The sequence below is a fragment of the Eubacterium ramulus genome (assembly GCF_003122485.1).
GTDB lineage: Bacteria > Bacillota > Clostridia > Lachnospirales > Lachnospiraceae > Eubacterium_I > Eubacterium_I ramulus_A.
In genome coordinates, this window is sequence record NZ_JRFU01000158.1 from 1 (window position 1) to 6,957 (window position 6,957).

Below are 6,957 nucleotides of genomic sequence, written 5' to 3' on the forward strand. Positions count from 1 at the left end.
GCTGACCAGAATCACGCACCAAGTCTCACGTGCGTTCGACTTGAAAAAATATAATGCGTAACGAATACTGAGTATGAAATGTTTTACAGAATAAAATACAAATGTATGTGTTTGAAAACGGCTAATGGTTGTACATTTCATAATCCTTGCGAAGGAAAGAAAAAGCAGTTATACTGATAGATATTAAAAAAGTGGAGGAAACCCATATGCCAAAAAAATTTTGTGTTACTGGAATATGTATTCCAGAAAAAAATTATATGGTAGATATCAGTAAGCGAATCGATACGATTATGCATGATTATATTGAAAACGGACAGTATTTTACTATCAATCGGGCAAGACAGTATGGGAAAACAACGACACTTTATTTGTTGGAACGACGTCTGCAAAAAGAATATCTGGTACTCAGTCTGAGTTTTGAGGCGGTAGATGAGTATTTTGAAACACAATTGTATGATATGTTTTTGGCAGAGTTGGCAGTTAATAATAAGCTGTATATGGAAATAATGATCAGAAATTTGTGGAAGAGAATGGACGAAAATTATTTTTACTATTTTAACAAGAAAAAGAGAACAGGTATTCAAGAGCTGAACTATAACGGTAAAAAAATATTAGAAGTTGTAGTGTGATTTTCTGCGCTTGATTTTTAAAAACTGGTGTTAAAATATATTTCGCTGAAAAAAGGAATAAAACAGAATACAGAAATAACAGCGACGTTAAATAGTGTCGCGGCTCCTGTCTGATGGCTGCGATGTATTTGATGTCGCTTTTTTGTTATGAAGTGTAAAAAAAATATAAACTCTATCAAATCAGTTGAGCTGCCAACCAGTTTACGGTAAAATACTTCGATAGTATGAGAAAAATCTGCATTCGACAGGAATGTCAGATTACTGAGAGAGAAATTTGAAAAATTTATAGTAGCAGAAAGAAGGAAAGAAATGTCAAGATTTAGCGTTAAGAAACCCTATACCGTATTTGTGGCGGTGGTGATCTGTCTGATCCTTGGCGTGGTAAGTTTTACCAGAATGTCCACGGATCTGTTACCGGAGTTTTCGCTGCCCTATGTTGTGGTAGTGACGACCTATCCGGGCGCTTCGCCAGACAAAATCGAGAGTACGGTGACGGAACCGTTGGAATCCGGGCTTGGAACGGTCAACGGTGTGGAAAATGTCACAAGTACGTCCAATGAAAATTATTGTACGGTTATGCTGGAGTTCGCAGAGGATACAAACATGGACAGCGCCATGGTAAAACTGTCCAATGCATTAGATCTGATTACACTGCCGGATGGCGCCGGAAAGCCGATGATCATGGAAGTGTCCATGGATATGCTTCCGGTCATTTATGCCAGCGTGGATTATGATGGAAAAGATATTTATGAACTCAGTGATTTCGTGGAAAATACCGTTGTTCCGACTATGGAGCGTCAGAACGGTGTAGCCAGTGTCAATACAACCGGAGCCATTGAAAAAACAGTGGAAATCCGTTTGAATCAGGAAAAAATCGATACGCTGAATGATAAACTGGCAGCTTATGTGGACGATCAGCTTGCGGATGCAAAGTCTCAGATTGACGATGCAAAAAGCCAGATGAACAGTGCAAAGGCGCAGTTAGAAAGCTCCAAAAAGGCACTGGAAGACAAGCAAAATTCTACATCCAGTGAACTGGCGCAGAGCAGCAAAGCAGTGGATGCGGCAGTGGCGACACAGTCTGCCTACAATGCGCAGCTTGCAGGTCTGCAGGCGTCAAAAATGGCATTGGAGACAGAGAAAAAAGCATATGATGATGCCGGAATTGAAGCACAGTATCAGCAGGTAAATGAAAGTTTTGCTTCCATGCAGAAAATGGCAGCAGGATATGGCATGGATGTTTCCGCTTATCCGGCGGATATTTCTGATGCGTTGAAAAATCCGGAAAAATTAGAAGCATTAACAGCTTTTATGAAACAGATCGGTCAGTCAGATGCAGCGGCATCACTGACAGCAGACAATCTGAAACAGATGGATCAGATTGTAAATACCCGTCTGCCGCAGATTGACACAGAATTAGCAAACTTAGAAGTTGAGATTCAGGCAGCACAGGCGATCGTGGATCAGGTTAACGAGCAGGTAAAAGCAGCGACAGACAATTACGAAGCTCTGGAATCCGGAAAAATTTCCGCCGCAGTTGGCTTCAGTACCGGTGCGGCACAGATCGCAGATGGTGAAGCTGCACTGGAGTCTAATCAGGAAAAATTGGATGATGCACAGACTTCTTATGAACAGGGCAGAGATACCGCATTAAAAAATGCAAATCTAGATTCTTTATTAAGCCTTGATACCTTATCTCAGTTACTGTCTGCACAGAATTTCGCAATGCCGGCAGGCTATATTTATCAGGGCGATGATCAGTACCTGCTGAAAGTCGGTGACGAATATGCTTCTGATGGAGAACTGGAATCTTCCGTACTTTGCAACATTGACGGACTGGGAGATGTGCATGTATCTGACGTGGCAGATGTCACATGGATCGACAATTCCGGAGATGCCTATGCAAAAGTAAACGGACATGACGGAATCGTTCTTTCTATTTCAAAATCAAGTACAGCGGGAACGGCAGATGTGTCTGATACCTGTGGTGCAGCCATCAGCCAGCTGGAAAAAGACTATGACGGACTTCATATTACAAGTCTGATGGATCAGGGTGATTACATAGATCTGATTGTACAGAACGTATTGTCAAACCTGATCGTGGGCGCAATTCTTGCGATCATCGTGCTTGCAATTTTCCTGCGTTCCATCAAACCAACCATCGTAGTAGCATTCAGTATTCCACTGAGTGTCCTGGTGGCAATTGTGCTGATGTATTTCAGCGGTGTAACATTAAATCTGATTTCCCTGTCGGGACTGGCGTTGGGAATCGGTATGCTGGTGGATAACTCCATCGTTGTAATCGAAAATATTTACCGTCTGCGTGGACTTGGTGTACCATCTGCCAGAGCGGCGGTTATGGGTGCAAAACAGGTGGCAGGTGCCATTGCATCTTCTACATTGACAACCATCTGCGTATTCTTACCGATCATTTTTGTCAATGGTCTGGTGCGTGAACTGTTCGTAGATCTGGCGCTGACCATTGCATACAGCTTAGTTGCGAGTCTGCTGATCGCATTGACAGTTGTTCCGGCGATGAGTTCTACTATGTTGCGTAATACAGAGCCGAAGCCACAGAAATTATTAAATAAAGTACTGAATGTATATGAAAAGGTATTGCGTTTCTGTCTGAGAAGAAAATTTGTACCGTTAATTATTGCAATCGGACTTCTGGCAGGATGTGCATACAAGGCAGTGAATACCGGTATGATCCTGTTCCCGAGTATGGGCGGTAATCAGATGTCCGTAACGTTGGAGGCAGATGAGGATCTGACCGATGAGGAAACTTTTGCACTGGCAGATCAGGCAATGGAAAAAATGACTGCCATTGACGGTGTTACTTACGTTGGTATGATCTCTGGTTCTTCCAGTGCTTCCGGAAGTGCTTCTTCCATGCTGACAAGCAGCGGCGGCACACATAATCTGAACGTATTTCTGTTATTGGATGAAGAAATCGCAAAGGACAACAGTCCGGTGGCAAAAGAGCTGGAAAAAATCTGCAAAGATCTGAAGTTTAAAGATTACAGCGTATCTACTTCTAACATGGATATGTCCTCTTATATGGCAAGTGGACTGACCGTGAATATTTATGGAAGTGATACTGACAAATTGCTGGAGATCAGCAATGACGTGATGGATATTGTGTCTGACGTAAAAGGATTTACCAAAGTTTCCAATGGTCAGGAGAGCGGCGATAAGACGATTCAGTTGACCATTGACAAGGACAAAGCTATGGCTCAGGGACTGACGGTAGCACAGATTTATCAGGAACTTGCCGGAAATCTGACAACGGAAAAAACAGCGACAACCCTGACTATGGACGGCAAACAGTACGATGTAGAAATCGTCAATGAAAATGATGCCGTAGATGTGGATTCCCTGATGGACTATGAGTTTTCTGTAGATAAACAGAAATCCGACGGAACCACAGAGACCGAAACACACAAACTCAGTGAGTTTGCAACTATGAGCGAAGGCGTAAGTCTTGCTTCTATTCAAAGAGATAATCAGAAAACATACATCAGTGTGACAGCGGAGACAGAAGATGGTTATAATACTACAGTATTGTCACGTACGTTGCAGGACAAACTGGATCAGTATGAACTGCCGGACGGTTACAGCCTTGAGATTGCCGGTGAAAGTACGGAAGTCATGGATGCCATGAGTGATATTTTCCTGATGATCGGTCTGGCGATTGCCTTTATTTACCTGATCATGGTGGCACAGTTCCAGAGCCTGTTATCACCGTTTATCGTCATTTTTACGATTCCGCTGGCATTTACCGGTGGTCTGCTGGGACTCTTTATCGGAAGACAGGAAATCTCACTGACAGCAATGATGGGATTCCTGATGCTGGCAGGTGTTGTTGTAAATAACGGTATCGTGTTTGTTGACTATGCAAACCAGTTACGAATGGAAGGGATGGAAAAACGGGAGGCTTTGGTAGAAACTGGAAGAACCCGTATGCGTCCGATCCTGATGACCATGTTGACAACCGTACTGGCAATGTGTACGATGGTATTTAGTACTGATGCGGCAGCAGAAATGAGCCGTGGTATGGCGATCGTCGTAATCGGCGGACTGCTGTATGCAACACTCATGACACTATTCGTAGTTCCGGTACTGTACGATATCTTGTTCCGCAGAGAAGTGAAGAAAGTAGATATCGGCGATGAAGAACTGTTAGACGAGAAATTATAAATAAAGCAGATGTCTCTCCGCGAATGAAAGCGTGAAATGACGAGATTTTGTGAGAGGAGAGACAAATCACTTCCGAGTAATTGAAAGTGATAGAAATAAAAAGTAAGCTTATTTCTCTGAACATTTTGTGGAAAGAAGGAATCAATTTGGGAAAAGAAGCAAAAACCAATGCTATGCGTATGCTGGATAAAAAGAAGATTCCATACGAGGCACTGACTTACGAAGTAGACGAATTTATTGATGGAATGCACTGCGCCGAGATTACCGGTGCACCGGTGGATGCATCTTACAAGACATTAGTCATGCAGGGCAAAAGCAAACAATACTATGTGTTTGTGATTCCAATCGCATGCGAAGTAGATCTGAAAAAAGCAGCCCGTTCCGTTGGTGAAAAATCCGTGGAAATGATCCATGTGAAAGATATCACAAAAATCACCGGTTACGTGCGTGGCGGATGCTCCCCACTGGGAATGAAAAAACTGTTTCCGACAGTCATTGACGAGAGCGCAAAAAACTTTGCTGAAATTTATGTCAGCGGCGGACGGATCGGACTTACTTTGAAAATGAATCCGCAGGACTTAGTCGGCGTGACAAATGCACAGCTTGCTGATATTCAGGCAGAGTAAATAGTAAGCGGTAAAAAATAGTTATTCATCAGACGGAACTACTTGAAGAAAGTTTCTATATTTTAGAAATATTTGTGTATTACTATGTTAAGTAGTCTGCTTTTTGACAGACTGAGAGGAGGACAAAATGTCTGAATTATTTCAAAAAATCAAAAAAGAATCTATGATTACATCCATCATTTGCATCGTATTTGGTGTGATGTTTTGTATCTGGCCGGGGACCATCCTTGTAACTCTGTGCCGCATTGCAGGTTTTGTATTATTAGTGGCAGGTATTGTACTGCTGATCCAGGGAATCCGTATTCAGGAAATGCTGGGACGTTCCGTGCGGTTACTTCCGGCAGGGGTCTGCGTAGTTATCGGTATCTGGATTTTGGCAAAACCGGGCGTTTTTGTATCACTGATCCCGATTTTGATCGGTGTTATGCTGGCTTACCATGGCGTGAAAGATCTGATTTTTTCTCTGGAAGTAAAAAAAGGCGACAGCCCGCGCTGGTGGCTTGGACTTCTGGTAGCGATCGCAACTATCATTATTGGTGTGATCCTGATGCTTCACACATGGTTGGCGCTGGAAATCGGTATGATGGCAGTTGGTATCATCCTGATCTATGACGGCGTCAGCGGACTGTGGTTGAACGGTCGTGCAGGCAGTGCATACAAACGTTATCACAATCCGGAAGATGATATCATAGACGTAGAATACAAGGAAGAAGACTAGACATTATGCGAAGAATGGAATTTAAAATGGAGCGGACAGGACTGCTGGAAGTGGGCGATGTCCTTCCGGTGACAGAAAGCAAACTGCCAAACTCCTGGTATTATACACTGGGCAAGGCCTACGCCATGTCCGCAAACTATGAATTTCGTGAACGATTAAAATCCCGGGAAGGAACTGTCGTTGAAGTAAAAGAAACGCCGAAAGGTTACTACGTGATAGTAGAGTTCGATGAGTAAATACTACTTCAGTATGAAAAAATGTTCTGGAAAGATGTAAGTGTTCAGGTGTACAATGGTTTAGTTCGAATGAAATAAAGTAGAGACCGTTGTGATAACGTGATTTATACATTTTTCACAGCGTAAATAGTCAGGGGATCAGAAAATAATATAAGCGTGCGTCTTAGCGCGCGGTATTATTTTCTGATCCTCTGGCTCATAAAACTAAAATATATAACCACCACACAAGAAAAGAGGAGAACCACATGTCTGTCGTAGCCACCAGCGTATTTTTACTATTCGCCCTGATCGTCCTGGGCTTTATATTAGGAAAACGAAATATCATCCACAAAGAAAGCATCCCAGATTTTTCCACCCTGGTCTTAAAAGTAACCATGCCGGTAACTGTATTCTGCTCCATCATCGATCAGGACAGATCGCAGCTATTCGCCTACGGAATCCAGACCTTTGTCACGATCATCCTGTTACACGTATGCGCTTTCTTGATTGGATTGTTACTGGTAAAAGTCATGAAAGTAGCAGATCTGGATCAGGGCGTATGGATCTAC

At 42.8% G+C, this 6,957-nt stretch carries 6 protein-coding genes; all 6 read left to right on the plus strand.

All coding sequences use genetic code 11. The annotated features are described in order from the left end of the window. Positions 1 to 206: 206 nt before the first annotated feature. Positions 207 to 629 carry a hypothetical protein gene (locus LG34_RS17515; RefSeq protein WP_431602620.1) on the plus strand — a complete coding sequence of 141 codons (423 nt, stop codon included), beginning with the start codon at positions 207 to 209 and terminating at the stop codon, positions 627 to 629. Positions 630 to 938: 309 nt separating this feature from the next. Next, entirely contained in the window at positions 939 to 4,829 is a 3,891-nt protein-coding gene (locus tag LG34_RS13655; protein WP_109216559.1) for an efflux RND transporter permease subunit, read from the plus strand. A 146-nt stretch (positions 4,830 to 4,975) separates the two neighbouring features. After that, a complete protein-coding gene (ybaK, locus tag LG34_RS13660) occupies positions 4,976 to 5,455 on the plus strand; it encodes a Cys-tRNA(Pro) deacylase (RefSeq protein WP_181369385.1) in 480 nt (159 codons plus the stop codon). A gap of 127 nt (positions 5,456 to 5,582) precedes the next feature. Next, positions 5,583 to 6,173 carry an HdeD family acid-resistance protein gene (locus tag LG34_RS13665; RefSeq protein ID WP_109216560.1) on the plus strand — a complete coding sequence of 197 codons (591 nt, stop codon included), beginning with the start codon at positions 5,583 to 5,585 and terminating at the stop codon, positions 6,171 to 6,173. A gap of 5 nt (positions 6,174 to 6,178) precedes the next feature. Then, positions 6,179 to 6,409, plus strand: coding sequence for a hypothetical protein (locus LG34_RS13670; protein WP_109216561.1), 231 nt, complete (start codon positions 6,179 to 6,181; stop codon positions 6,407 to 6,409). A gap of 245 nt (positions 6,410 to 6,654) precedes the next feature. Beyond that, on the plus strand, positions 6,655 to 6,957 hold a 303-nt coding region (locus LG34_RS13675; protein ID WP_181369386.1), incomplete at its 3' end, for an AEC family transporter.